The 24,827-nt window shown below is 63.8% G+C and carries 21 protein-coding genes; 9 read left to right on the forward strand and 12 right to left on the reverse strand.

Going from position 1 to position 24,827, the window contains the following annotated elements; translation table 11 throughout:
• Nucleotides 1-633: 633 nt before the first annotated feature.
• Together HH308_RS20710 and HH308_RS20715 are read right to left on the reverse strand one after the other, a co-directional pair.
• Nucleotides 634-2,940 (reverse strand): putative dsRNA-binding protein, encoded by a 2,307-nt coding sequence (locus HH308_RS20710; RefSeq protein ID WP_170196143.1) that lies wholly within the window; start codon nucleotides 2,938-2,940, stop codon nucleotides 634-636.
• Between the two features lie 1,174 nt (nucleotides 2,941-4,114).
• Entirely contained in the window at nucleotides 4,115-4,267 is a 153-nt protein-coding gene (locus HH308_RS20715) for a hypothetical protein (RefSeq protein WP_170196144.1), read from the reverse strand.
• Nucleotides 4,268-4,627: 360 nt separating this feature from the next.
• On the opposite strand from HH308_RS20715, the gene HH308_RS20720 reads away from it, so the two are divergent.
• The 4 genes from HH308_RS20720 (at nucleotide 4,628) to HH308_RS20735 (ending at nucleotide 7,285) form a co-directional block, all read left to right on the forward strand.
• Entirely contained in the window at nucleotides 4,628-5,146 is a 519-nt protein-coding gene (locus tag HH308_RS20720; RefSeq protein WP_246284743.1) for a DUF8758 domain-containing protein, read from the forward strand.
• 282 nt (nucleotides 5,147-5,428) lie between these two features.
• Nucleotides 5,429-6,166 carry a phosphatase PAP2 family protein gene (locus tag HH308_RS20725; protein ID WP_170196145.1) on the forward strand — a complete coding sequence of 246 codons (738 nt, stop codon included), beginning with the start codon at nucleotides 5,429-5,431 and terminating at the stop codon, nucleotides 6,164-6,166.
• Between the two features lie 13 nt (nucleotides 6,167-6,179).
• Nucleotides 6,180-7,013 carry a COG4705 family protein gene (locus tag HH308_RS20730; protein ID WP_170196146.1) on the forward strand — a complete coding sequence of 278 codons (834 nt, stop codon included), beginning with the start codon at nucleotides 6,180-6,182 and terminating at the stop codon, nucleotides 7,011-7,013.
• A complete protein-coding gene (locus HH308_RS20735) occupies nucleotides 7,010-7,285 on the forward strand; it encodes a hypothetical protein (protein ID WP_170196147.1) in 276 nt (91 codons plus the stop codon). Before HH308_RS20730 ends, HH308_RS20735 begins: the two co-directional genes overlap by 4 nt.
• A 368-nt stretch (nucleotides 7,286-7,653) precedes the next feature.
• Here HH308_RS20735 and efeO read toward each other — a convergent pair whose 3' ends face one another.
• Genes efeO through efeB form a run of 3 tightly spaced genes read right to left on the reverse strand, consistent with a single transcriptional unit; the run spans nucleotide 7,654 to nucleotide 11,158 of the window.
• Nucleotides 7,654-8,859: an iron uptake system protein EfeO gene (efeO, locus tag HH308_RS20740; protein WP_312870767.1), complete on the reverse strand. Its 1,206-nt coding sequence runs from the start codon at nucleotides 8,857-8,859 to the stop codon at nucleotides 7,654-7,656.
• A gap of 16 nt (nucleotides 8,860-8,875) precedes the next feature.
• Complete coding sequence (gene efeU, locus HH308_RS20745) at nucleotides 8,876-9,775, reverse strand: iron uptake transporter permease EfeU (RefSeq protein WP_170196149.1); 900 nt, start codon at nucleotides 9,773-9,775, stop codon at nucleotides 8,876-8,878.
• Nucleotides 9,776-9,835: 60 nt separating this feature from the next.
• A complete protein-coding gene (gene efeB, locus HH308_RS20750) occupies nucleotides 9,836-11,158 on the reverse strand; it encodes an iron uptake transporter deferrochelatase/peroxidase subunit (protein WP_312870768.1) in 1,323 nt (440 codons plus the stop codon).
• Nucleotides 11,159-11,306: 148 nt separating this feature from the next.
• On the opposite strand from efeB, the gene HH308_RS20755 reads away from it, so the two are divergent.
• Entirely contained in the window at nucleotides 11,307-12,704 is a 1,398-nt protein-coding gene (locus tag HH308_RS20755; RefSeq protein ID WP_376767242.1) for an ATP-binding protein, read from the forward strand.
• 5 nt (nucleotides 12,705-12,709) lie between these two features.
• Here the strand turns inward: HH308_RS20755 and HH308_RS20760 are convergent, their stop codons facing one another.
• Nucleotides 12,710-13,390 carry a response regulator transcription factor gene (locus HH308_RS20760; protein WP_170196150.1) on the reverse strand — a complete coding sequence of 227 codons (681 nt, stop codon included), beginning with the start codon at nucleotides 13,388-13,390 and terminating at the stop codon, nucleotides 12,710-12,712.
• 232 nt (nucleotides 13,391-13,622) lie between these two features.
• On the opposite strand from HH308_RS20760, the gene HH308_RS20765 reads away from it, so the two are divergent.
• Entirely contained in the window at nucleotides 13,623-13,913 is a 291-nt protein-coding gene (locus HH308_RS20765) for a hypothetical protein (RefSeq protein ID WP_170196151.1), read from the forward strand.
• A gap of 68 nt (nucleotides 13,914-13,981) precedes the next feature.
• Nucleotides 13,982-14,656, forward strand: a complete 675-nt coding sequence (locus HH308_RS20770) for a response regulator transcription factor (RefSeq protein WP_170196152.1) — start codon at nucleotides 13,982-13,984, stop codon at nucleotides 14,654-14,656.
• Nucleotides 14,657-14,758: 102 nt separating this feature from the next.
• On the opposite strand, the gene HH308_RS20775 is transcribed toward HH308_RS20770, so the two are convergent.
• Complete coding sequence (locus HH308_RS20775) at nucleotides 14,759-16,150, reverse strand: sensor histidine kinase (RefSeq protein ID WP_170196153.1); 1,392 nt, start codon at nucleotides 16,148-16,150, stop codon at nucleotides 14,759-14,761.
• A gap of 101 nt (nucleotides 16,151-16,251) precedes the next feature.
• On the opposite strand from HH308_RS20775, the gene HH308_RS20780 reads away from it, so the two are divergent.
• A complete protein-coding gene (locus HH308_RS20780; protein WP_170196154.1) occupies nucleotides 16,252-17,439 on the forward strand; it encodes a hypothetical protein in 1,188 nt (395 codons plus the stop codon).
• Nucleotides 17,440-17,553: 114 nt separating this feature from the next.
• On the opposite strand, the gene HH308_RS20785 is transcribed toward HH308_RS20780, so the two are convergent.
• Both HH308_RS20785 and HH308_RS20790 read right to left on the reverse strand, forming a co-directional pair.
• Entirely contained in the window at nucleotides 17,554-17,961 is a 408-nt protein-coding gene (locus HH308_RS20785; RefSeq protein WP_170196155.1) for a DoxX family membrane protein, read from the reverse strand.
• A 92-nt stretch (nucleotides 17,962-18,053) separates the two neighbouring features.
• Nucleotides 18,054-20,384 (reverse strand): thiamine pyrophosphate-binding protein, encoded by a 2,331-nt coding sequence (locus tag HH308_RS20790; protein WP_170196156.1) that lies wholly within the window; start codon nucleotides 20,382-20,384, stop codon nucleotides 18,054-18,056.
• Nucleotides 20,385-20,656: 272 nt separating this feature from the next.
• Between HH308_RS20790 and HH308_RS20795 the strand changes: the two genes are divergently transcribed.
• Nucleotides 20,657-21,139 (forward strand): Lrp/AsnC family transcriptional regulator, encoded by a 483-nt coding sequence (locus HH308_RS20795; protein ID WP_170196157.1) that lies wholly within the window; start codon nucleotides 20,657-20,659, stop codon nucleotides 21,137-21,139.
• Nucleotides 21,140-21,164: 25 nt separating this feature from the next.
• Here HH308_RS20795 and HH308_RS20800 read toward each other — a convergent pair whose 3' ends face one another.
• From HH308_RS20800 to HH308_RS20810, 3 genes are all read right to left on the reverse strand, one after another.
• Nucleotides 21,165-22,937, reverse strand: a complete 1,773-nt coding sequence (locus HH308_RS20800) for an FAD-dependent monooxygenase (RefSeq protein WP_170196158.1) — start codon at nucleotides 22,935-22,937, stop codon at nucleotides 21,165-21,167.
• A 62-nt stretch (nucleotides 22,938-22,999) separates the two neighbouring features.
• Entirely contained in the window at nucleotides 23,000-23,563 is a 564-nt protein-coding gene (locus HH308_RS20805; RefSeq protein ID WP_170196159.1) for a VOC family protein, read from the reverse strand.
• Nucleotides 23,564-23,595: 32 nt separating this feature from the next.
• A complete protein-coding gene (locus tag HH308_RS20810; protein WP_170196160.1) occupies nucleotides 23,596-24,810 on the reverse strand; it encodes an acyl-CoA dehydrogenase family protein in 1,215 nt (404 codons plus the stop codon).
• Nucleotides 24,811-24,827: the final 17 nt, after the last annotated feature.

The raw sequence follows: 24,827 nt of genomic DNA on the forward strand, positions 1-24,827 counted from the left end.
CTTATAGGCTCAGGTTTGAGCCTTCGAGAGGTGTAACGCGGTCAAAGTTGAGTTTGTTCCGCTCAAGTTTGAGTTGGGAGAGTGAGGTGGGTCATGTTTTGGGGTGGGGTGCGCCGCGCTCGCTCGTGGTCCGGACTCCGGCGTCCAGAGACCGGACTACCGGACCTGATCGCCACATCCGTCACACGGGACGGACTGCGAGGGTAGGTTCCGGTCGAAAGCGACAACCCGAACAACTGGTCACCGACCAGATTTGAGTCCTCGGCCCGGGCAGCACGCTGCGCCAGTTCGGCCTGCAGTTGCGTGAAATCGTTCACGTCGGCCTCCTGTGGCTCAGTACTTCGTCGTCCTCAAAGAGAGGCCGCCGACCAGTACCTGTGCGGTGGACAGGACGTACTCGCAGAGCCGCCAACACATCGCGGTCCTTCGATGCGCAAGCTGATAGGGCACCCCGCCCGAGTTGACATGGGCTCAGATGTGCCGGTTTCGCGGAGGCCGTCGGCAGTTGCGAAGGAGGCCCCCGCATGAACTCGATGGATGCTCACCGGTGAAACTGCGAAGACCTTGCTGATCGCGCCCGATTCTCGTGCGCTAGCTTCTGAGACTTCAAGTGGCGTGCTGGACGCTGCGTGCTCACTGTTCGCCCTTCGCTTGTAGTAGGTCAAGCAGTTGTCGTTCGGCGGCCACCAGATCATCGCGGTCTGCCGAGCTGTCGTCCGCGGCGAGTTCGACGGTCAGAAGGAACGTTTCCAAAGCGCTGCGCACCTGCTCAAGCCACCGATCGCGCGATGCCTGGTCAACAGCTGTGAAACCGGCCTGTGAAATCGGGTCGGTGGCGGTCGGCAGAATCGAGATAGCGCACGAGATCGATTGCGGCCCACGCATCCACGTGGCGGTGCCGAGGAGGTCGTTGACGACCGCGACGACCGGCACGAGTGCGTCAGCCAACTCGCCCCCGCTAAGCCGAAGGATCAGCGTCGGATCACCTGACTCGGCGTCGCGAATCGATTCAAGAGACAGTCCCGCTTCGATCGCGACGACGCCGGCTTGCCGCTCGACGAAGTCATAGACTGCACCATTCAGGTCAATCGCCCGAAACGACGCCATCAGGTCTTCGAGTAGAACTAGCCGCCCTGAAGCAGCGCTGCCGCGCCATGTCGCGATCCGTTCATCTGTATCGCCCTCACTGATTCCTGCAGTTGGCAAATTCTCGTAGAGCCAATGCCGGACCGCAGTTCGCCGCTGAAAGCGCAGTACCGCCGTGTAGTAGTCGACCAGTCGTGCAACCACCGCCGAGTGCGCTGGCGGCAGCAGCTGTGACCTGACTCGCGCCCATTGCTGGTACCCACTGAAATCGCCGGCAGCGAGGCGATCTACTGCTAGCCTGCCCACGGCAATGTCTTTCGCAGAATTCGGAGCGTGCACGTCGGCGGAACGCAGTTCGGCACGGAGCATGGCCCGCAGTAGCAGTTGACCGTCCTGGTCAGAGTTGGCCGATTGAGTGGTGTCGGTTCCGAGCATGTAGCTCAATGCGTCTGCTGCTGTGGAGTGTTTCGCCGCGGTCTGCGTGCTAGCCCACCCGCCGCGCCACTTTGGGCGGTCTTCGATGCCGAAGGTCAGGGTAGCGCGGTAGCTGCGGTCGTGGTGTTCGCCGCGCGATTCGAAGTCGACTTCGAATGGGACTTTCAGGGGGCCGCAGTACTGGACGAGAAGGGTAGTCGGGTCCACTGTCGGGGTGAACGACGACACCCATTTCCACAGCACCGAAGGTTGGCGTTCCATCAGGAGGTCGCCGTTAGCGCGCCACGCCGCGGCCACCACCGATTGGGTGACGTCTTCCTTGACATCTGCGGAGATGCGCATTCCCCTGCTGTGCAGAATTCCCGCATTCAGTGGCATTTCGTTGAACAGTTCGATGATCGCGTTCCGCGGCAACGATGGCGTGGTGACTGCGGTTGTTGGCACCTCGTACGACTCGTCGAGAGTATGCAGAACGTAGTGATGGCTTACCAAGTTGCTGAGGACTTCGGCTCCCTCGGTCGCCAAGACACCGTAGTCGCGCTGGTGTGCTCGCGCCACCAGCGTCTGGTTCTCATAGACCCAAGATCTGTGGGTGAGCGCCTGCGCCATCAGCCCGACATCGGCGACTTCGAACGCGCCGGCGGCCCACTCACGTGCGTCCTCGTGGCGTGGAAGTTTTGCACTATAGAGTTGCGGCCTGACCTCGGGAACCCGCGACGGCGGTGCAGGCACGCAGTCCGGTGCATACGAGTGCAGGTAGGTGCGCGCGGCCAGTTTCCGTGCAGCCTTTCCGGACCGTGCTGTGCCGGATGCGGACAGTCCGTCGACTGTGACGGTGACGGTGAACTGTTTGTCGTGGTCAGGGCCGGTATCGGTCCGGCTGAAGGTCGGGGCGGACGCGACGTGCGAGGTGAGCAGCGTCATCCAATCGGGTTCCGGCACGCTCGGTGTGTACTTGATGTGGTCCAGGAGTCGGTCTGCGGGCGCCTGCGATCCTGTAATCAGCGACAATGCCCCGAGAATCTGCATCGCGACCTTTTCTGGCGCCGAGCTTCGACCGCCCGCAGCCAATGTGGCAGCCTCTCCTGTGCCGTACAAGCTCAACTGGTTGGCCGTCACCCAGGCTGCCAGGGCGGATCGCGCGTCCCTGTCTCCTTGCAGGGTGGCACTCACGTCGTTGTTTGAAGTGAATTCGCCTCGCTGTGACCGGACCCGGTCCAGCAGTGCCACCCGCATCCAGCCCCGCCCCAACGTCGCCAGCAGATCCAGTACCCCCGAGGTGATCGGCGGTTGCGGTACTGACTCGTACAAGTAGCTTTGATGGAGACGCGCCCACCGCACCCACCGCAGGGCAGCGTCGTCTGGTTTCACTTGCAGTGTTTCCAGGTCGTCAGCCAATGCATCCGGAAGCTGCGGCAACCAGGCAGAATTAGGCGCTTGCGGCACGGACTGTGCCCACCGCGTCGCGATGGTCTCTGGGCGAGGCGCGAGATGCTGGCCGATGCCTGCTGGTGCTGCCGCGGCCCGTTTCGTGCGTTGCGCAGAGACCGCCCGCTCGGGTGCGTGAATGCGAATGAGCTCATCACGTAGCCACGGCCGCAATGTAGGGGTACGTCCAGACTGGATCGCTTGCTCGGCTAGGCGGCACTCTCGTGTACGGGTCCGCGATCCTGCAATCGCTGCCAGCTTCCGGACTCCCACCAAAGTTGGGAGCACCGCATCAGCCGCCACCGCCAGATCATCAGTCAAATGGACCTTCCGGAGACGAGCCTGCTCATGCAGGCGTCGCGCCATCATATGAAGAGGCTCTGGCGGTGGCGGAGTTCCCAGCGCAACAATTCCTACCCAACGGTTCCCAAAACTGAACGCTGAAATGACCTGCTCCAATCGTGTCCACCGCGGCCGCGGCCACACCAGGGCTACATCACCCCTTCGCGACGACCTTCCGTCTACGAGTGAAGCGTAGACGGCCATTCCGACAATCTCGACACGACAATCGGTGCCATGCGACAGCCGGATTCGTTAGTGCGGCAAATGATTTGCTGGAGGTTCCTGGCTTGTTAGTCGAGCAGTTCTCACAGCGCTTGCGCCTGATTTCACACTGCCTCTCGCTCGTGTTGTGTTGGCGCAACTTCTTCGAGGATGCAGCTGGAAGTGCGGCACAGTTGTTTCGTAGGTCGACACGCTGCCCATGCCGTCGGCAGATTGGCTCCTATCGACACTCCGGCACCGGACGGCACGGCGTAGGCCTAGGCGTCGGCCAGTCCTCAACGGGTGTGCCCACATCCCCACCGCGGTGTCGATTGCGCCCGGCTCTCCGAAGGCGGACCGCCCGCGACTTCACCGGAACTCCACACGGGCCTCGTAGTCGGCCCATCCGTCCGGCCTGACGAGTTGGGCAGGTTCGCGGAGGTCTGCGGCGGGGCGGTCCCTGTCGTCGTCGGGTAATGCCCTTGATGGTGACATCCGACTGCGACAATGTCTCCCCATTTTCGAGCAGGCTGTTCGTGAAACAGCTTGAGCCTCAATCTGTTTCGTCTGCTTTGGAGACCGCCGCAGGAGTCTCCGCGGGCGATCCGGCGCAGTGGGACGGTCACTTCGGCGTCCGATCCAGCCCGGTTCCGCGCAGGAACCGGTGCCATGATCGCTGCCGGGCGAGGTAGGCCTCGATGTGCGGAGGTAGCGCGGTGTCGGAGTTGTGGACGGTGTCGGAGTTGTGGGTGGTGTCGTTGTCGTTCACTTCCATTAGACGCAGCGGGCGGGCAAACGGCTCCATCAAGTTACGTACGTGGTCAGATGCGACAGCGAAGGATCGTTCAAGGATCATCTGCAACAGATGCGCAATCTCGACATCGGCGCATTCACGGCGACGGCGTGCACGTCCGACCAGTGCATCCACCGGATGTCGAGAGGCGAAAGGATCGAGCAGTCACGTCGGAACAGGCCAGACTCCACGGAGAAGATGCCATCGGGATGCGCCCTCCGGGGGCCGCTGCTGCAGCGGAGGACGAGGAGGTGCCGCGGAGACGGCCGGCGAAGTCGGCCAGAAGGAGGACTTCTCACGGACGTCCGACACCTGGTTGAGATGCATGTCTATGGTCGCAGAGTGGGAGACAAACCGGACGATCCGACGGCTATGAAGGCGCCCCGCCCTGGCGAAGAGACCGCAGAGGTCATGATCACCGTCAAGACGTATCCGAACCCGAGCGACTCGTACGGCGAGACGGTCTGCGTGGCCGGCGTCCGGCTTGACCGTCGCGAGCCCGAGTGGATCCGCCTCTACCCGGTGAAGTTTCGCAACGACGACTTTGACAACACCTTCAAGAAGTACGATGTCATCCGCGTCAACGGCGCGTACAGCCACAAGAGCGATAACCGACCTGCGTCGTTCCGGCCCCGCCAGGACAAACTGGTTCTCGTCGACCACATCGGCTCGAAGCCCAACTGGCAGCGGCGTCGGCTGAACCTCAGTGATCTGATCGGTGCCACGACGATGTGCGAGCTCCTTGGCCAGAACCCGATCGGCGGGATGGCCACTCCGTCACCATCTATGGGCTTGATCAAGCCCATAGACGTGGTGGCCACCGTTGGCAACGGAGACCCCTGGACCGCCCGCACTGGCTAAGCCCCAACAACCCCACATGCAGTCGAGGTCTGAAGCGACTCGGGTTACCCGCGGATAGCCTCCCTCGCTGATACCGCCTGAGCGTCCGAACAGTCAGCGGTCCTGGCGCAGCTCTATCGTTAGCCCGCCGCCGTCCCAATTCTCGCGCTCCGGACAGCCATAACTCGCGCGTTGTGCCGGCGGACGCACAATCAGGCCACCGAGAATCCGCCGATAGCTTCCTTAAATCGTATTCAACTCGGTTCAGCGTCCCTTCAGCCCGATCCCGGCACTCTCGCAGTCATGCGTCGTCCGCCAACTGTGGTTATCGCCGGGTGTTGCCTTGCCCTACTGGTCGTTATTGTCGGTGTCGCCGTCGCCCTCAACGGTGGCGGACCGTTCGGCATCGACTCGACCGTCATGTCCTGGATGCTCGCACACCGTGCCGCCACCGCGCAGTCGTCGGTGTCGACGCTCACCGCTGTCGACACTTTGACCTGGTTCTTCAGCCCGGTCGCCGTATGCATCTGGACTGTGCTGCTCGCGGTGGCCATCGGCGTTCGCGACCGCACTGCCGTGCGGGCGATCCCGATAGCGGCCACTGTCGCCGCTGCCGGTGCCGCCGGTGAAGTGGCGAAGATCGCCGTGAATCGACCACGTCCGTCTCTCGTCTACCAGTTGGGTACGCCCGAAGCCACCTATTCGTACCCATCGGGTCACGTCACCGGGACATCAGCCCTGGCTGTCGTGGCGGTGGTCATCGTCGGGGCCGCGTGGTCGCGCACGACGCGCCTCATCGCCGCCGCCGCGGCAGCGCTCGTCATTCTCACCGCGGCGGCCACTCGCCTGTATCTGGGCGTGCACTGGGTAACGGACGTGATGGCCGGCGCATGTCTGGGAACCGCTGTCGCACTGGTCATTCCAGCCGTGAGCGGACGGGCTCTCCCAATTCTGGCGGTGCGAGCTCCAGATCGCATGCGTCGTTATCTACTGCCCGCAATCAGCGCGTCACGTCGACCTCCGGCCGTCGCCCCTCACTGAAGGAGCTCACACCATGAACTCACCCCTTACCGACTCCGACTCGACGTCCCCGCGAATCGGTGCCCTGAGCAAGGTGCCTGAAGTCACCGTCTACTTCTGGATCATCAAGATCTTCGCCACCACCGTTGGCGAGACGGCCGCGGACTATCTGAACATGACGTTGGGGTTCGGGCTACAGAGCACGACGGTGATCACCGTCGCGCTGCTGGTGATCACACTCGCCGCGCAATTCGCGGTGAACCGGTATATTCCGGCGCTGTATTGGTGGGCGGTGCTGCTCATCAGCGTGACGGGAACGCTGATCACCGACAATCTGACCGACGTATACGGGATACCTTTGATTGCGTCCACTGCGGCGTTCTCGGTGGCGCTGATCGTTGTGTTCACCGCTTGGTATCTCACCGAGGGTACCTTATCGATCCATTCGATACGTACCCGCAGGCGAGAAGCCTTTTATTGGCTGGCCATCTTAGTCACTTTTGCACTCGGCACTGCCGCAGGCGACCTTATCGCCGAGAAATTTGCGCTCGGATATGGTCTATCGCTGCTGCTCTTCGCCGGAGTGATCGCGGCGGTCACCGTTGGGCACTATCTGTTGCGTCTCAACGCTGTGTTCGCGTTCTGGGCGGCCTACATCGTGACCCGTCCACTGGGTGCATCTTTGGGTGACCTGCTCACTCAACCCGCAGATGCGGGCGGTTTCGCCTTCGGCAGTACAGCGGTCAACGTGGTGTTCCTGGTAGTGATGGTCACCCTGGTCGTCTATCTGTCCATCAGCAATGTCGATCGTATTGAGCAAGTCGAACAGCTCAAACAACGCCGGGACTTGGTCGAGGACCACACGTGAGCGACCGGCAACGCGTCATCCCCCGATGGTTGGCCGCAGTGATGACGGCGTACGGCGCGACAGCATCAGTTGTGCTGGTCGGACTGTACGCCTCCATCGACACACCCAGTGACGGCGACTGGTCGGCATCAATGCTCGACGATACGTGGCGTACCGCCGTGCTGGTGGCAGCGGTGATCACGGGGTCGATGGCGTGTGGAATATCGGCGATCAACCGGAGCTCGAAAGATGCCGGCTCGCCGGAGCGTGCGGCACGCCGTCAAGCGCCCTGATCTGTGCGAGCGGCGGTGGCGGATCCCCGCATCCACCGCTCGAAGTTCAATGCCGATAGATGATCGATTCCTGGCGGCGGGGGTAAAACGGCACCGATCTGGGATTCTCGTCCGGGTCCCTACGAAGATCTGCAGATAAGTATTCCACTGAGGGGCCAACTTCTTCCCCTACCGACCAGACATTCTGCGGAAAGTTGTGGACGCAGATGTACACCGAAACAACCGGGCGTAACTCGATCCCAGGTGGACTGACGCCACCTCACACCATGCCCGCAAAACTGTGCCAATAGTAGGTCTGTAAAGGCATTCTGCCTTTACAGACCTACTATTCTGCAGATTTCTGACACCCGGTTCGGGGAATCAATCGGCTAGCCTCCCAGGACCAGGCCGGGTACTTGCGACAGGGTGCTGGAGAGCGCGTCGATCTTATTGGACAGGTCTTTGCGCTGTTCGGGAGTGACGGTGGTGTAGCTGACATATCCGTCGCCGTCGCGGAATTTGTCGATGGACGTGCGTACGTCGGCGAACTGTGCCGTGATCTTGTTCATCAATGTCGGGTTCTTCGCGGAGATCGTCGGCTGCATTTCGGCGATCAGTGTTTCAGCGCCGTCGACATTGGCGGCGAAGTCCCACAGGTCGGTGTGAGAGTACCGATCTTCCTCACCGCCGACTTTGGTGCGTGCGATCTCGTCGATCAGGGCCTGCGGCCCGTGGACGAACTGGCGGCTTTCGAAGGTGAAGGTCGGTTTGGTGATCTCGACGTGCAGCTTGGTCACCGAATCGAGGAGTCCCTTCGCCACGGCCGCGATGTTCGCGGCCGTGTCATCGGTCTTGGCGTGTGCGGCATCGGCAGGCGCGATCTGCCCGGCTGCATCCCCGACTTCTTGGGGTTGCGGCGGCCAGAGGAAGCGTTCGAGACGATGGAAGCCGACGAACGGGTCTTTACCGTCGCCGGTGTCGTCCCATCGCATGTCGATCAACGGATCGAGGTCGGGGAACGACTCGGCTACGGGTTCTATGCGCTCGTAAAAGGTGCGTACCTGACCGAATTGGCCGCGAGCCGCGTCGAGATTGCCGGCGGTGACGTTGCCCACGAAGACTTTCGTCTGGGCGAGCAGTCCGTCGACTTGGCCGCGAATGTAGTCGAGGTAGCGGGCTTTGGCGGCATTGACGTCGGCAGGTGCTTGCGACTTTTCTTTCTTGGAGCCTGATACGGTGATCTCTTTGCGTAGACCGGTCCCGACCATGCCGGGTTTGCATGCAACGGTGTAACTTCCCGGATCGACGATCTCCACGGTCAGGTTACCGGACAGACCGGGTCCGATGTTCTCGACCTCACCGAGGACACGGTTGTTGTTGCCGTAGACGTAGAATTCGGTGACTTTGGAACCGTTGTTTGTTACCGCGAAATTTACCGGACCGGTTTGCGCCTGGGTTGAGGCGAGATCACAGGATTCATTGGTCGACGTTACCGCGATTGCACCGTCAGCGCTCCGTTTGCCGGTGCAGCCGGCAATGAATGCCGGTGCTGTGGCCGCAAGCAGCACGACCGGAATGGTGATTCTCTTGTTCACCTTCGATGTGTTCCTTTCAGATTCCGGCATCGGGGGTGGCCGGGGCTTGCGGTGGCGAATCGGTTGCGGACTGGGCTGGTATGCGAACACGATTCGCGCGGAGAAAGAAAGTCAATACGACGACGATATAAAGGGACCAGGCGGCTATTTGCAGAACGGTGGGGTCGGGCCGGAAGTTGAATATCCCCGCCATGAGCGTTCCGTACCACGAGGATCGGTCGTACTGCTCGGAGAAGTCGAACGCCAGGTTCGCCGACCCGGGTAACCAGCCGACCGTCTGAAGCGCTCGGACCCCGTAACCGAGGATTCCGGCAGCGACGAAGATCAGGAAGATACCGGTGTACAGAAAGAATTTGTGAAAGTTCAGTCGGACGGCACCGTGGTACAGAAGCACCGTCAACCCGATGGCAAGCACAACGCCGGCAAGGAGCCCGATCAGCGGCCAGAGCCCGCCCGAGACGCTCTCGGCGTAGCCGACCATCAACAAGGCTGTTTCAAAGCCCTCACGGCCGACCGCGAGAAACGCCATTCCCACTACCGCGGGCGCGCCGCTGATCAACGCCGACGACAGACCGGCTTTCAAGTCGGCGGAAATGTGCGCCGACGCCTTACTCATCCAGAGCACCATGAATGTCACGATGGCGACGGCGACCAGCGAGGCGACGCCTGCGATCGCCTCGGCGGTCAGTGTGGACACCGTCGACGTACCGAAATGAATGGCGAGGAAGATTCCGATCACCATCGCGACCGCCGCGCAGACACCCACCCAAATCCATTTCACGGCGTCGCGGCGATCCGATTTGACGAGAAACGCGATCAGAACCATCACGACGATGCCCGTTTCCAGTCCCTCGCGGACACCGATCAACCCACTGCCGAATAGCTGTGCGGGTACTGACGGACTCGCCACAATCATGTCAAAATGCTCCATTCTGGGGCCTATTCGGACCGCAACGGTAGATGCGGCGATGACGAACTAATTGTCGAAAAGCGTTTGGCCCCACCACTGACCCGCACCGACTCCGGGCGGGCATCCGAATAGTGCTGATCCGACGTGGGTGATGTATTCGTTGAGGCCGTCGCGCTCGGCGAGTGCCTGCTGCATGGGGACGAATTGTCGATGCGGGTCGCGGCAGAAGGCGATGAAGAACAGCCCGGCGTCGAGATGGCCGAAGCCGTCGCTACCATCGGTGAAGTTGTAGCCGCGCCGCAGTAGTTTCACCCCGCCGAGGTTGTCGGCGTGCGCCAGCCGCACGTGCGCGGTCCGCGGAATTACCGGTGCTGTGCCGTCGCTGAGCTGGAAGTTGGGTGCATCGAACTCGCCGGTCTGCCCAAGCGGTGCCCCGTCGCCCTTCGTGCGCCCGATCACGGCTTCCTGTTCGAATAGCGAGGTGCGGTCCCACCGCTCGATATGCATCCGGATTCGGCGAGCGACAAGATAGCTCCCACCTGTCATCCATTGGGTGGCCGGCGTGTTGTCGGACCTGTCCACCCACACCCACCGATCCAACAGGGCTGTGTCTTCGGCTTTCAGGTTGGCAGTACCGTCCTTGAATCCGAACATGTTGCGGGGCGTGTGCTGGCTGATCGACGTACTCGAGGTCCGGCCGAACCCCAACTGCGACCACCGGACGCTGACGACACCGAAACCCATGCGCGCGAGATTGCGAATGGCGTGCACGGCTACCTGCGGGTCATCCGCGCACGCTTGCACGCAGATGTCGCCACCGCTTCGCGCCGGGTCGAGCTGATCCTTGCCGAATGCCTCCAACGGGGCCAGTGCCGCCGGCCGGCGATGGGCGAGACCGAAACGGTCGTCGCGAAAGGGGTCGGAGGCGTCGGGCCCGAACAATGACGGCCCGAATCCGATGGTCAGGGTGAGCGACGCCGCCGCAAGACCCAGCGCTTCTCCCGTGTCGGTCGGCGGGAGGTAATCATTCAGACCGACCGCACCACCGGCAAAGGTTTCCTCTCCGCGCGTCATCCGTTCGGCGGCCACGGTCCATTGCTGAAGCATGCGGGCGAGCTCGGATTTGCTTCGAGTGATCACGTCAAAGGACGCGAAATGCAGACGATCTTGGGCCGCAGTCACGATTCCCGCCTGCCGCTCGCCGCGGAACTCGATCGGCTCGACGTCCATGGCGGCCACTGAATGCCGTACAATCACGGCGCCGGCCGTGGCCGTGGCAGCGGTGGTTCCCGCCGCGCCGACGACCGCTGCGCTCAACAGGGCTCGACGTGACAGCCGAGGCCCGCCGCGGCCCGCATGCGCGGCGTCGGAGGGGTGATCATCGTTCACGACGCAGCCGCGCCATCACAGGTCACTGCTGTCGCGGCCCGTGCGCTACAACCAATCCGCCAATACATAAGCGCATCCTGCCCTAACTATACTTAGGGGACACTGAAGCGAAGTTTCGCCGAGATTGCCACGCCGTTAGTGTCGACGAGTGCGCAGGCGACTCACGGCCGCAATCCTTCGGATACGGCAACGGCTTCAACCGGTACGCGCGCGGCTCACGGTCGTCGCCACCGGTCTGATGACTGTCGGGCTACTTTTCGCCGCGATCCTCATTCTTGTCACGCTTCACCAGTTGTTGCTGCGTGCGGCCGATGCCGCAACCCACGCCCGCGCCGCCCAGATCGGTCAAGTCTTGTCGACCGAAGGTCTTCGCGGCGTCGACGCCCCCTTGCTCGCCACAGCCCACAACGTGACCTTGATTCAGGTGATCGACTCGCACGGCGTCATCCAGCTGACCAACGATGAGCGGTTCGGCAGACCAATGGCTCGACCGATGCCGCCCGGAGAACGCTCCACGCTGCACGGCACTCACGGTGACGCCACCGACGAAGAATTTCAAGCGACAGCATTGGGAGTGGCGAGTCCCCAGGGCCCGATGACGGTCGTGGTCGGCGCAGCCGAGAGCCCCATCAACTGGACGGTCCTCATCGTCGCGATCCTGTGCTGCATCGTGTTTCCCGTCATCGTCATCCTGATGGCGGTACTCACCCACCACTTCGTCGGCAGGACGCTGCGGCCGGTCATGGCGATAGTCCACCGCGTCGGCGATATCACCGGCGGAGACCTGGACCAACGAGTCCCGGTGCCCAACACCGACGATGAGATCGCCACTCTCGCACGGACGATGAACGCGATGCTCGACCGGATCGAATCGGCTCGCGCACAACAACTTCAATTCGTCGGTGACGCCTCCCACGAACTCAACAGCCCGCTGACCACTCTGGTCGGACTTCTCGACCTGGCCCGCACGAAGAACACCGCGATCGAACCGGCCACGATCGAAACCGTCATGTTGCCCGACGCGCTGCGCCTGCAACAGATGGTCGCCGACCTGCTATTGCTGGCCCGAGCCGACGAACGCGGCGTCCCTCTTCGGGTCGGCGACGTCGACCTCGACGACATCGTCAGCGCCGAGGCGACACGCCTGGCAGCGCTGTCGCCACACACGGTCGAGGCGCATATCGTCGCCGCCCGCGTGCGCGGTGACGGCGAGAAGCTCACGCGCGCCCTACGCAACATCGCCGACAACGCCGGCCGCCACGCGATGAGCACAGTCACCTTCACCATGGCCGTAGACTCGCACGACGCGACGGTGACCATCACCGTCACCGACGACGGCGACGGAATCCCCGACGACGACAAACACCGAGTCACCGAACGATTCGTACGCCTCGAATCGGCACGTGACCGCGGCAGCGGCGGTTCCGGACTCGGCTTGGCCATTGTGGCCGAAATCGTGCGTGCCCATCACGGAGGGATTCTGATCGCCGACGCGCCCGAGGGCGGAGCCACTGTTGGGTTCACCCTGCCGAGCGAGGCCCGATGACGGTCTCAGCCGCCACCGTCGGCGGCAAGTCGGTATCCCACCCCGCGCACCGTCTCAATCGCCTTGCACCCGAACGGACTATCAATCCGGCGCCGGAGGTAACTGATGTACACCTCGACCAGATTCTCGTCGCCGCGGTAGTTCGCATCCCACACGGAATTCAGTACCTCGGCTTTCGAGACCACCTGCCCCTTGTGTCTCATCAGGAACTCCAACACTCCGAACTCGCGGGCGGTCAACTCCACCTGTACCTCACCGCGACGAACCGTGTGCCCCGCTGGATCCAGCCGCAAGCTTCCCGCCTCCAATATCGCCGGCCGCTCGGGTGCCCCTCGACGGGCCAGGGCGCGGATCCTGGCGATCAACACGACGAACGAGAACGGCTTCGTCAGATAGTCATCGGCGCCGAAATCGAACGCGTCGGCCTGGTCGTACTCGCCGTCCTTGGCAGTCAACATCAAGATCGGCGTCCACACTCCCTCGCTCCGCAAGGTCCGGACAACCTCGTAACCGTTGCGACCCGGCATCATGATGTCGAGGACGATCACTTCGAACTGCTCGTGCGAGGCCCGCTCCAGGCCGGCCGCTCCGTCAGGTTCAACGGTGACAACCCAGCCTTCCGCGGCAAGCATGCGCCGCACCGTCTCCGCGACGTTGGGATCATCGTCCACCACGAGAATGCGCATTCGTTCACTATCGCCTATCGGCAACGTTCACCGAACACGCGCCCGTGGCCCGATATCGACCGCGTGCATCTGATCCGCTATCCGGTCCATCGCCGAGTCGGGGTCATGGACATTCAGCCCGGAGTCGGGCATAGCGAGGCTTCAGCAGCTCCCAGCGTCCCTTCAGTCACGCGCACGCATGCTAGGCACGGTCAGGCCCCCACCTGGCACAACCACAGAAGGGACACCACCGATGAACACCCAGAAGATCAAGACCTCACTGGCAGCCGCGGTCTTCGGCGCAGCGATCCTCGGCGGCGCCGGCTACGGGCTAGCCAACGCAACGACGTCGACCACACCGGCCCCAGCCACCCACCACTCCACTACCACTCATGCCGGCGACAAGGCCGACCGCGTCGACACACCTGAACCCGGCGACACCTCCGACGCACCCGGCAGCGTCGATAAACCCGAGCCCGGCGACACCCCCGACGCACCCGGTGCCGTCGATAAACCCGAGCCCGGCGACACACCCGATCACTGACGAGAGGGTGCGGTGTTCCGACAAGTCGCCGCACCGATCGCATCTTCCGACGACGAAAGGAGTGGCGCGTGCGGGTATTGGTGGTCGAAGACGACCGGAACGGCGCCGAAACACTTCGCCGCGCCCTCCTCGCCGACGGCTGGGTAGTCGACGTCTGCCGAGACGGCGACACAGGACTCATTCAGGCGAGTAGCGGCACCTACCACGCGATCATCCTCGACATCATGCTCCCCGGCCTCAACGGATATGAGGTCGTCCGTTCGCTCCGGACCGACGGAATCGCAACACCTGTGCTGATGCTCAGCGCCAAAGACGGCGAATACGACCAAGTCGACGCATTCGACCTCGGAGCTGACGACTACCTCACGAAACCGTTCTCACTCACCGTCCTGGCGGCGCGGCTGCGAGCCCTCGTGCGGCGTGGGACACCCGCCCGGCCACCCACGTTGACCGCGGGCACCTTGACCCTCGATCCTGCCGGGCACACCGTCCACCGCGGCGACACCGAGATATCTCTTACCCCAAGGGAATTCGCAGTCCTCGAATTCCTGATGCGCCACAAGGGGATCGTCGTCACCAAGACGGAGATCCTGCGCGGCGTCTGGGACCTGAACTTCACCGGAGACGACAATCTGGTCGAGGTGTACATCGGCTATCTCCGGCGACGAATCGACCGGCCGTTCGGGTGTTCGTCGATCGACACGATCCGCGGGCTCGGGTACCGCCTCGTCGACAGCACCTGACCAGGTCGGAACAGTCCAGCGCCGCCGTCATCAACGCCGCCGCCACCTGGCACAACGCTGCGATCGACGCATCACCTACTACCACCGCTGGGAGTCAGTCAGTTAGGCCAGCGGCAGAGTGATGACCACCTCGGCGCCGCCCAGCTGAGACGATCCGATCCGCACCCCGCCATGGTGTGCGCGGACGATCTCATCGACGATGGCCAAGCCCAACCCCGCTCCGCCGCTGCCGCGCTCGCGGTGGCTGTCCAGGCGGACGAATCGATCCAGTACTCGTTCTCGATCCTCCGCGGGTATTCCCGGCCCGTCGTCGGAGACCACAACCGCGCCAACCTGTCTGGCGCTGTCGACCGCCATCGACACCTCGACCCGAGATCTTGCGTACCGCACGGCGTTGTCGACCACATTGCGCAGCGCCCGATCCAGTTTGGCTCGATCCCCCCTCACCCGCATCGCGGCGATGCGTGCGGCCACCCCGACGGTCGACAATTGCTCCAGTCGGCGAACCTGCTCGCCGACGATGTCGTCGACGTCGACATCCGAGACCCGAAGCGGAGTTCCTCGCTCATCGGATTTGGCTAGCAGCAGTAGATCATCAACCAGTTGCTGAAGTCGCTGAGCCTCTGGAAACAGCATGCCGGTGATCGTCGACTCATCGATCGGTTCACCGGTTGTGCGTGCGATATCGAGAATCCCGACGATCGTCATCAACGGACTGCGCAACTCATGCGACGCATCCCCGACGAACCGCAGCTGCTGCTCCCGTGCCTCATTCAACCGCGCCAACATCTGGTTCATGGTCCGTGCGAGGCCCGCGATCTCGTCGTGTGTCCGTGGTACCGACACCCGCTTACGAAGATCAGTACTGGTGATCGTGCTCACCTGAGCGCGGATCCGCGCTACCGGCCGCAATGTTCGCCCGCTGACATAGAAGGCGCTGCCCGCCAGTAGCACCAGGATGATCGGAAAGACCAACGCGAGCAGCACCGCGACGGTTGTGACAACCGAATCGATCGGGCCTTCCGCAGCGCCGACGACGATCGTCACCGCACCCGACGACGTCGCCACCCCCACGACCGAGGCGCGGTATTCGGTCGGATCCGCGCCGTAGGTGACACCGTCGACGGTGCGACGCGTACCCGCCGACATCGGAAGAACGTGGGCGATGCCACGCACACCATGCGTGCCTGCCACCAGACGCCCCCGACTGTCGATGACCTGAACCACGTCGATACCCGTCGTCGCGGCCAATGCGTCGGCATCGATCCCGGCCACGGTTTCCACCTGAACGACGGACGCCACGGCCAGCGCCCTCGACCCCGTCGCCGCATCCGCCGAATCAGTCAGCGAGGCGTGCACCAGAAACAGCATGATCGCGGCTGCGATCGCCAACGCGGCTGCCAACAGCACCGTCACCAACGCCGTGAGCCGAACACGGACACCACCGGTACGTTCGCGTACAAACGTCACAAGGAGTCGGACACGGCCGTTCATCATTCGAGACTAGCCAGCTAAAACGTGCGTACCTGGGAGTCTTCAGCGTCCCTTCAGCATTCCAAAGGCTGACCACAGCGCCCGCAGAGCACTCTCGACACATGCGCAGCGCGCCGCGACGCCCCCACCCGGCACCGATTCACACCGGTGGTCGGGCAGCGGCGAATCCAACCGCCAGGGCGCCCGTCGAGCACGCCCGCACAGCACGAGCCAAACTCCTGACCGCGACGGCGGTCGTCCTGGCGGCCGCGCTTCTACTGACGGTCGGCACATCGTATGTTCGCGCGATCACCGCTCCCGGCTATACGAGTTTCGCGGACAAAACATCGTCGTGGCTGCGCGACCACGGAGCCGGCCCCCTCGTCGACCAAGTCGAAACGTGGTACTACACCCGCCACCAACCGTCGCGCGAGGCCGCCGACATCAACCAATTCCAGCATGGCCAACCTGCACAAACCGCGGCGATCGCACTGCCGAACCTGCCCGTCCCCACTGGCTCGCATACACCGCCACGCTGGGTGGCCGGCCGTACCCGGCACGGGCGACCGACCGTCTACATCAGCGCATTCGAACCCGACCCGACCCACCCCAGTATCGTCACCGGCGTCGCGATCATCGACTCCACCGCCACGACAACGCACTACATGACCGGAACTCAGCAGCCGCGGTCCCCGGTCGGCCAGAGCCCCGCCAAAGTACCCACGACAGAAGCCGCAAGCCTCGTGGCCGTCTTCAACTCCGGATTCCGATTCGACGACATCACCGGTGGCGTCTACGCGTTCGGCCATGAATACAAACCACTGATCGTCGGTCAAGCTACAGCCACGATCGACGACCACGGCCGACTCGACGTCGGTCAATGGGGTCGGGACGTCACAAACACGGCGCACCTGGTCGCGGCTCGCCAGAACCTCGCTCTGATCGTGGACCACGCCGCGGCGCTCCCACAGCAGTCCACCAGCAGCGCCGCTTGGGGCGGAACTCACCTTCAATACCAGTACACCTGGCGATCGGGCCTCGGCGTCGACCACAACGGAAACATCGTCTACGTCATCGGCAACCACCTCGATCTAGCGACCCTCGCCACCGCACTCGCCGACGCCGGTGCGGTACGCGCCATGCAACTCGACATGCACCCCGGCATGTCCACATTCACCATCTTCACCCCGACCGTGTCCAGCCCCCACCGTCTCAACCCGACAAAGCTGCTGCCCTGGACCCCCGGCCCCGCTACTCGATACCTCACCACCGACCGCCGCGACTTCTTCTACACGACGCTCGCGGGTTAGCTGCGATGCACGATTGCAATGCATCGACCGCCGCGGCGATCTCGACCAGACTCGCCGATTCTCGAGTCGACCCGTCCGACGAAACGCCTCGATCGCGCGATTCAGCCCGGTCGATCATCCTTCACAGTCGGCTATCGCGAACAGCAAACCGCCCAACATCGCCATATTCTTCTGGAACTGGACCTGTTGCATCTTTCGTGCGGCCGGGTCGTCGACGCTCCAGAAGGCATGTCCGGCGATCGTGGTGGGGATCAGCGAACCGACGAGCACGGCAGCCGAGGGGCGTCGCGCGAGTCCGACGATCATCGCGGCGCCAGCCGCGGCCTGCACGGCTCCGTTGGCACGGACGATCAATTCGTCGTCGGGCAGCGGTATCACCCGACGGAGCGCCGCGAGCATCGGCGCCGCCATGCCAACTCGCGGCCCTGGATCGTAAGCGGCGTCGAAACCGAGTTTCGCATAGGTGGTGCCCGTGGCCAAGCGTGCCGCGATACGTGCGAGCCGAATCGGTGCGCTACTCATACTGTCATTCCTCTATTGATTCCATATCGACGCGGAGTCGAGATCTGTTGTGGGGTAACAATTTTCAAGTCTTGACGACTGCCGCCGTCCCGTCATCCCACCAGGTCCAGCGCGGCTCGAACGATGCTGTCGGTGTCGATGCCGTGCAGGCGGTAGACGTCGTCGAGCGAACCGACCTGTCCGAATCGGCTGACACCGAGCGCGGCTCCGGGTACTCCGTGGACCCCGGTGAGAAAGGACAGGGTGTGCGGGTGCCCATCGAGGACCGTGACCATCGGCGCCGCGCGTTCGGCGGGAAAGACCTGGTCCAGAATCCAGGTCGGCGACTCAGACAGCCCCCGGCGCGCCTGCATCGCCTCGAACAGCAGGCCGGCGCTCGTCACGCACACCACGTCGGCCGCGATTCCCTGACCCGCCAACCGATCTGCGGCAGCGAGGGTCTCCGGCATCAGAGCACCCATGCCGACCAGCGTGACCGCGGGGTCGGGGACTCGACGCAGGAGGTAGGCACCCGCCACGACGTGACGGCGGCGGCGCTCGCGTGCTGCCGGATCGTCGGGTACCGCAGCGAGGATCTGCGCGACCGGCCTGGTCGAGAGGCGCAGATACGCCGAACTTCCGTCGGGTCGGCCCAGCCGACTCATCGCGGCGAGCAGCGTCCACTCGGTGTCGATGACGAACGCGGGCTCGTAGCTGACGCACCCCGGTTGCTCGAGCCCGATCGACGGGGTGGTGATGGACTGGTGCGCACCGCCCTCGGCGGCCAGCGTCACACCCGACGGCGTACCGACCAGGATCGATTGGCCGCCGGCATAGATGCCGTACGACCACGGCTCCAGCGCACGCTCGACGAACGGGTCGTACATCACTCCGATGGGGAGCAACGGCTCACCCCAGCGACTCCAGGTGGCGCCCAGCTCGCCCATCAGGCCGACCAGGTTCGTCTCGGCGATGCCGAGCTCCATGTGTTGCCCGGTCGGCTTCTCTCGCCAGTGCATGATGGTCTCGGCGTCGTCGTTGAACCAGTTGCGGCGTTCGGTCGGCGACCAGACCTCGACCTTGTTCACCCACCCGGCCAGATTGGTGGTGGAACTGACGTCCGGACTCACCGTGACGATCCGCTGCGCGGCTGCCGGCGCGTCCCGAGTCAACGAGATCAGCGCGCGGCCCAGAGCCGCCTGCGTCGTCGACGTGCCCGACGGTGTGCGCCCGAGATCCTCGGGAACCGCAGGCGGAGAATGCATTTCGACCGGAGTCCGGGCCAGCCGCCGTGCGGTCGCCGCGCAGAGCCGACCGGCGTCGCTCGCGGTCGGGAATCTGGACCACGGCCGGTCCGGGTCGGTGCCCATGCCTGACGCGAGGTCGGCGAACTGATCCGTCGTCAGCAGCGACGAATGATTCTGCGGATGTCCTTCGGTGGGCAATCCGTGCCCTTTGATGGTGTAGGCGATGATGACGGTCGGTCGGGAGTCGTCGATCTGCGCGTACGCATGACGCAACGCCGCCAGGTCATGTCCGCCGAGGTTGCGGATGGCACGGGTCAAGGTGACGTCGTCGAGTTCGGCGAGGAGACCCGCGATCTGTCCGGCCGCGTCGGAGTCACCGGGCAGTCGGGATCGCAATTCGCTTGCGGTGCAACGCAACAGCCGCTGGTACTCCGGGTTGGGCATACTCAGGATGCGCTCGCGCAGTGCGTCGCCGCCCGCCCGGGTGAACAGCCGCTCCAGGAGTGCGCCGAATTTCACCGTGATGACCTGCCATCCGGCCGCCCCGAACATGCCCTCCAATCGTCCGGCCGCGATGTTCGGCACCACGCGATCCAACGATTGCCGGTTGAGGTCGACGATCCAGACGACCTCCCCCAGGTCCCGCACCGCCGGGTCCAGGATCGCCTCCCACACCGCCCCTTCATCGAGTTCGGCGTCGCCGACCAACGAATACTGCCGACCGGCTCCAGTGGAGGTGAGCTTGGCATCGACGTACCGACGGGCGATGGCCGCCCAGATCGGCGCCGTGGCGCCGATGCCGACCGATCCGGTCGAATAGTCCACCGGATCAGGGTCTTTGATCCGGCTCGGATAAGACTGCAGCCCACCGAATTCGCGCAATGTCGTCAGATAGGACTCGTCGAGCTCGCCGAGCAGGTAGTTGATGGCGTGCAGCACCGGCGATGCATGCGGCTTCACCGACACCCGATCGCCGGCCTGGAGATGTTCGAACCACAGCGACGTCATGATCGACACCATCGACGCGCACGACGCCTGGTGTCCGCCGACTTTCATCCCCGACGGATTCGGCCGGACCCGGTTCGCGTGGTGGATGATCGCCGTCGAGAGCCAGAGCACCCGCTCTTCGACAGTGCTCAGCGCGTCGGGCACATCCGCGTGGTCGGCGATCTCATCGACGGTCCGTTGTGCGTTCATATCGGAAAGAATCCTTCTCTAGAAGCCTGGTAGCACTCGCCGGGGTTGCTTGTCCTGACTCGATACGAGCGGGCGATTGATGTGCGAAAGACGCCGGAACGTGTTCCGTTACGGCGCGTGGCGGGCCGGTTGGGCCCGCTCACGCAAGTGAGAGTCTGTGTGCAGATCTCAATGATCAGTCCATCATCGCTGTACAGTAAGCACAACAACGCGCGAGCACATTGCGCATTGTGCGCACACATCTGTTCCGGCCACGTGGAAAGGTTGGCAGTTTGCCCAGCGAAGATCGCTCCGCCGACGTCGACGGAATCGATGCCCGGATCCTGTCGGCGCTCACCGCCGACCCGCGCGCGACCGTCGTGGCGATCGCCGACCGAACCGGATTGGCACGCAACACCGTCCAGGCTCGGATGTCCCGGCTCGAAGACCGCGGCGTGCTCCGGTCCTTCGAACGTCGCATCAACCCGTCGGCGCTCGGCTATCCGCTCACCGCCTTCGTCCTGACGAGTGTCACCCAGCGACAGTTGACCGCCATCGCCGCGGCGCTCGACGACGTGCCCGAGGTACTCGAAGTTCACGGACTCAGCGGGGTGAGTGATCTGCTCGTACACGTCGTGGCCCGCGACGCCGACGATCTCTACCGCATCACGGGCATGATCCTCGACATCCCCGGAGTCACCAGAACGACGACGGCCCTGGTGATGCGCAAGCTCGTCGACTACCGCATCACCGACTTGGTGAACCGACTGTTGTGACACTGACCGGTCGACACACGCCCCCTCACTCCGGCGGTGCGGGGCGGAGAATCTCAGTCAGCGCGCCGATCAGCGCGTCCACGTGGCTGCCCTCCGGTGCACCGCTGATTCGCCAGGCTATGTGTTTGTCCGGGCGGATGAGCACCGCACCCGCATCACTGATCTGGCAAACCGCACGCCACCGCCCGTCGGTGTCGAGGTACTCGCCGTGCTCGCCGACCTTGATCGCGGTCAGTTGGATACCGAATCTGTCCGCGGCCTGTCGGGCGGCGTCGAGCCAGGCGTCACCATCTGGTCCGGTGATCAGTGCGAAACCGCTGCTATGCGGCGACAGGTCGTGGGTGGACAGTCGCCGACCGTCGTGCTCGAGCCAGGCGTGCGGAAGCCGATGTCCGGGGCGGGTCGACGGGCGGTAGGTGGCGCCCATCGGGTCCCGCTCGGGCCTCTCGGTGCCGTCCGGGATGAGTGCCCCGACGTCGTATGAGAAGCCGATCTCGAGATCGTGCGCTTGGAATTCGGTGCGCTGGGTGTCGAGGACGTGGGCGGCGCGGGCGCGGCGGGTCTGTCCCATGGGATCGTCGGCGAAGAAGGCCGCCAAGGCCTGGACGTTCTGTTCGGGGGCCGCGCCGGGCAGCAGACCGAAGCCGGGGTCGAGGACCAGGTGGTTGAAAAAGGTGAACATGGCCCAGTCGACATTGCGGGTACCGATCGGCTGCCGCTCGGCGGCATAGGTGGCCAACAACGCAGCCGACGCTTGCCCGCTGAGCACGGCCGCCAACTTCCAGGCCAGGTTGTGGGCATCCTGGAAGGCGGTGTTCAAGCCGAGCCCGGTGGTCGGCGGGTGTCGGTGCGCGGCGTCGCCGGCGAGAAAGATCCGCCCGTCCTGGTAGCGCTCGGCGACGACGCCTTCGATGATCCAGCTGTTGATTCGATGGACCCGCATCTCGAGGTCGGGAAGCTTGAGCAGCCCGCGCACCCGGTCGGGCATCAGGCTGTGCTCGTTGCGGGCCGGATCATCCGGTGGCAGAACGGAATTCAGAACCCATTCCTCGGACTGCGCACCCCAGGTGGGTCCCATCTGCACGAGTCCGCACCCATCCCAGCCGTCCGGATTGATCAGCCAGGTCATCATGTCGGCGTCGTCGTAGTATCCGGAGAGGTCAGCGCTGAAGTGGACGCTGATCATGTCGAGGAGTCCGGTCTGGCCGGTCATCTCGATACCCGACATCGGGCCGACGGTCTTGCCGCCGTCGGCGGCGATGACGTATTGCGCTCGGACCGAATAGGATTCGCGCGAATCCAGATCGGTGACCGACGCGGTCACACCGTCGCTGTCCTGCCGCAGCCTGGTCAGTTCGTGGTGGAACCGCACGCGACCGGGGCCACGTTCCTCGGCCACGTCGCGCAGCAGCGGCTCGAGCCGACTCTGCGGATAGTTGCTGGACAGACACGGACTGTCGCGGGAATAGGTCTCCCGAAGCGCACCGCCGCCGAACGCATCGAGCCGGCCGAGTGATCGCCGGTCCAGTGGTCCGTCACCACCCAGCGAGGTCGCCCAATTGACGCTGCCCATCTTCTCGATTGGCGTGCCGACCTCGTAGATCGCATCGGCGAGGGCGTGCTGACGGAAGATCTCCATCGTGCGCTGATTGAGGTAATGCGCCTTGGGCAGTCCGGACCCCGTCAGGCGTCGTTCGATCACGAGATGGTCGATGTTCAAGTCGGACAAGAAGATCGACGCGGCCAAACCGCAACCACCGCCGCCGACGATCAAGACCGGCACTTCGGTTATCGACATCGAGATATGTCTCTTTCTGCTGATGCCCGGCCGACGGCCCGGCGATGAATGTTGAGTCGGTGCTACTCGGCGGCCATCGGATGGGGCAGTTCGGGACTCGTCGTCAGTGCCCACGAGCGTGTCTGCAATTCGGCGCACGCGACACCCGCACGTCGTGCTTCGACCATGAGCTCGGGCCGGTAGCCGACGCCGATCGGGTCTGCGTCGTACTCGGCGCCCTCCATGTAGGCGGTGGCCTCATCCGCGGTCGTGAAGTTGTCGACCTGCATCTCGACATGATTGCCGTCGGGGTCCTCGTAGTAGAGGGAGGTGGTGACGCCGTGCTGTACCGGCTTCCACGGTTCGATGCCGTTGGCCTTCAACGACAGGTATCTGTCGAGCAGTGCGTCGAGATCCGGGAAGGTGTAGGCGACGTGATTGACGCACGCGGCGTTGTCCGGTTTGCGGACCAGATCGGGGTTGTGTGCCAGAGCGATGCGGTGGTGCTCGTCGTCGAATGTCAGAAACGACATCCCGTGTCCCTCGTAGACGACATGGGCGTCGAGCAGGGCGCAGTACCAGTCGCGCATCTCGTCGATCTGTGCGGTCTGGAATACGACATGGGCGAACGTCGGCGAAATGGACACTCTTGTACTCCTGTTCAGATGGTGTGGGTTGGTCAGATCACCGGGGTGATCCGGATATCCGAGTCGACGAGGGACTTTCCGTAGATCTCGTAGCAGACCATCGGTAGGATGCCGGCATGTCGGCCAGCGACTTCGGAGTCGCGCCAAATCCGTTGCAGCGGACTGCTTTCGGCGAAGCTGCCCGCGCCGTGCACGTAGAGGAGAGTGTCGATGGCCTTGACGACGTGCTCGATCGCCCAGCCGATGTCGGCGCGGATGCGGGCGCGGGCCGAGAAATCCAATTGTTCGCCGCGCGCGGTCGCCGAGTCGATGTCGTCGGTCACGCGGTGCGCGTGAAAGTGCGCGGTGTCGATCATCATCGCCGCCTGGGCCAGTTGAAGCTGGACCGCGACGGAGTCGGCCGCTCGGCCGTAGATCGTGTGGGCCACCGAGCGCTTGGTGACGTTCTCTTTCACGAGCGCCAACGCGGCACGGCCCAGGCCGAGCTGCGGGCCGACCATTCCGACGGTGAACAACGGGCCGAGCGGCGAGTGGTAGAGCGTCTCGTCGTCGTGTTCGGTGGGGACGATGCCCTCGAGCGCCTCCGGTACCGACATGAGTCGGTGTTCCGGCACGAAGACACCATCGGCGATCAGGCAATTCGAACCCGACGCGCGCATCCCGGCGACGAACCAGGTCTCTTCGAGATCCAGTTCCCGGCGCGGCACCAGTGCCATGGCCTGATCCACCACGGCACCGGCATCGTCGGTGACGGGAATACTCAGGACCGACCAGTCGGCATGCAGCGATCCCGAATTGTAGTACCAACGGCCGCTGATCCGGAACCCGCCGTCGACCTTCATCGACTCCACCAGCGGGGAGAACACTCCCGACACCAGCGCATCTGGGGCGTCGCCCCACACTTCGTCCTGCGCACGAGTCGGGAAACACCCGGCGAGCCACGCTCCGGAATTCAGCAGCGATACCACCCAGGCGGTACCGCCGTCGGCTTCACCGACCGCCGCCGAGACGTCCACCAGGGTCCGCATCGAACTCTCGTATCCGCCATAACGTTTGGGCTGCAACAGTTTGAAGGCTCCGACTTGTTCGAGTGCCCGGAAACTTTCGTCGACGACACGCCGCTGCTGCTCGCCCTGGGCGGAGTTCGCGCGCAGGAGGGGCTGGAGTTCGCGGACGCGGTCGACGATGCCTGAGGCGTCGGTCGAGCGGCGATCGGCGGTGGCGGTGGGGTCGGTCAGGCTGGTCATGGTGCACTCCTTGTCGG

Origin of the sequence: Gordonia asplenii (assembly GCF_012933505.1) — a bacterium.
In the GTDB taxonomy this organism is placed as follows: Bacteria; Actinomycetota; Actinomycetes; order Mycobacteriales; family Mycobacteriaceae; genus Gordonia; species Gordonia asplenii.